The sequence below is a fragment of the Streptomyces sp. NPDC001851 genome (assembly GCF_040297165.1).
GTDB lineage: Bacteria > Actinomycetota > Actinomycetes > Streptomycetales > Streptomycetaceae > Streptomyces.
In genome coordinates this window covers 1-2386 of the sequence record NZ_JBEOYR010000066.1, presented here as the reverse complement: position 1 = coordinate 2386, position 2386 = coordinate 1, and the positions used below count along the sequence as shown (strand labels likewise).

The window sequence follows — 2386 nt, the reverse complement described above, 5'->3', positions numbered from 1 at the left end:
AACACAGTGGACGCGAGCAACTGAGGACAAGCCCTCGGCCTATTAGTACCGGTCACCTCCACCAGTTACCTGGCTTCCAGATCCGGCCTATCAACCCAGTCGTCTACTGGGAGCCTTACCCCATCAAGTGGGTGGGAGTCCTCATCTCGAAGCAGGCTTCCCGCTTAGATGCTTTCAGCGGTTATCCCTCCCGAACGTAGCCAACCAGCCATGCCCTTGGCAGAACAACTGGCACACCAGAGGTTCGTCCGTCCCGGTCCTCTCGTACTAGGGACAGCCCTTCTCAAGACTCCTACGCGCACAGCGGATAGGGACCGAACTGTCTCACGACGTTCTAAACCCAGCTCGCGTACCGCTTTAATGGGCGAACAGCCCAACCCTTGGGACCGACTCCAGCCCCAGGATGCGACGAGCCGACATCGAGGTGCCAAACCATCCCGTCGATATGGACTCTTGGGGAAGATCAGCCTGTTATCCCCGGGGTACCTTTTATCCGTTGAGCGACGGCGCTTCCACAAGCCACCGCCGGATCACTAGTCCCGACTTTCGTCCCTGCTCGACCCGTCGGTCTCACAGTCAAGCTCCCTTGTGCACTTACACTCAACACCTGATTGCCAACCAGGCTGAGGGAACCTTTGGGCGCCTCCGTTACCCTTTAGGAGGCAACCGCCCCAGTTAAACTACCCATCAGACACTGTCCCTGATCCGGATCACGGACCCAGGTTAGACATCCAGCACGACCAGACTGGTATTTCAACGACGACTCCACACACACTGGCGTGCATGCTTCACAGTCTCCCAGCTATCCTACACAAGCCGAACCGAACACCAATATCAAACTGTAGTAAAGGTCCCGGGGTCTTTCCGTCCTGCTGCGCGAAACGAGCATCTTTACTCGTAGTGCAATTTCACCGGGCCTATGGTTGAGACAGTCGAGAAGTCGTTACGCCATTCGTGCAGGTCGGAACTTACCCGACAAGGAATTTCGCTACCTTAGGATGGTTATAGTTACCACCGCCGTTTACTGGCGCTTAAGTTCTCAGCTTCGCCCTGACGAATCAGAGCTAACCGGTCCCCTTAACGTTCCAGCACCGGGCAGGCGTCAGTCCGTATACATCGCCTTACGGCTTCGCACGGACCTGTGTTTTTAGTAAACAGTCGCTTCTCGCTGGTCTCTGCGGCCACCCCCAGCTCAGGAAGCAAGTTCCCTCACCAGGTGTGGCCCCCCTTCTCCCGAAGTTACGGGGGCATTTTGCCGAGTTCCTTAACCATAGTTCACCCGAACGCCTCGGTATTCTCTACCTGACCACCTGAGTCGGTTTAGGGTACGGGCCGCCATGAAACTCGCTAGAGGCTTTTCTCGACAGCATAGGATCATCCACTTCACCACAATCGGCTCGGCATCAGGTCTCAGACTATTGCCAGGCGGATTTACCTACCTGACGTCCTACACCCTTACCCCGGGACAACCACCGCCCGGGATGGACTACCTTCCTGCGTCACCCCATCACTCACCTACTGCAAGTCTGGTTCGTCGGCTCCACCACTTTCCTTTCCCCGAAGGGTCCGGAACGGCTTCACGGACTTAGCATCGCCTGGTTCGATGTTTGACGCTTCACAGCGGGTACCGGAATATCAACCGGTTATCCATCGACTACGCCTGTCGGCCTCGCCTTAGGTCCCGACTTACCCTGGGCAGATCAGCTTGACCCAGGAACCCTTAGTCAATCGGCGCAAACGTTTCTCACGTTTGTATCGCTACTCATGCCTGCATTCTCACTCGTCAACCGTCCACAACTACCTTCCGGTGCTGCTTCACCCGGCAGACGACGCTCCCCTACCCATCACAGCACCCGTTGGGGCTATATGCTGCAATGACACGACTTCGGCGGTACGCTTGAGCCCCGCTACATTGTCGGCGCGGAATCACTAGACCAGTGAGCTATTACGCACTCTTTCAAGGGTGGCTGCTTCTAAGCCAACCTCCTGGTTGTCTGTGCGACTCCACATCCTTTCCCACTTAGCGTACGCTTAGGGGCCTTAGTCGATGCTCTGGGCTGTTTCCCTCTCGACCATGGAGCTTATCCCCCACAGTCTCACTGCCGCGCTCTCACTTACCGGCATTCGGAGTTTGGCTAAGGTCAGTAACCCGGTAGGGCCCATCGCCTATCCAGTGCTCTACCTCCGGCAAGAAACACACGACGCTGCACCTAAATGCATTTCGGGGAGAACCAGCTATCACGGAGTTTGATTGGCCTTTCACCCCTAACCACAGGTCATCCCCCAGGTTTTCAACCCTGGTGGGTTCGGTCCTCCACGAAGTCTTACCTCCGCTTCAACCTGCCCATGGCTAGATCACTCCGCTTCGGGTCTTGAGCGTGCTACT

Annotated in this window: 1 rRNA gene; it reads right to left on the bottom strand. The window is 56.5% G+C overall.

The annotated features are described in order from the left end of the window. Positions 1-22: 22 nt before the first annotated feature. Positions 23-2386, bottom strand: a 23S ribosomal RNA gene (locus tag ABT171_RS41470); the annotation flags it as partial.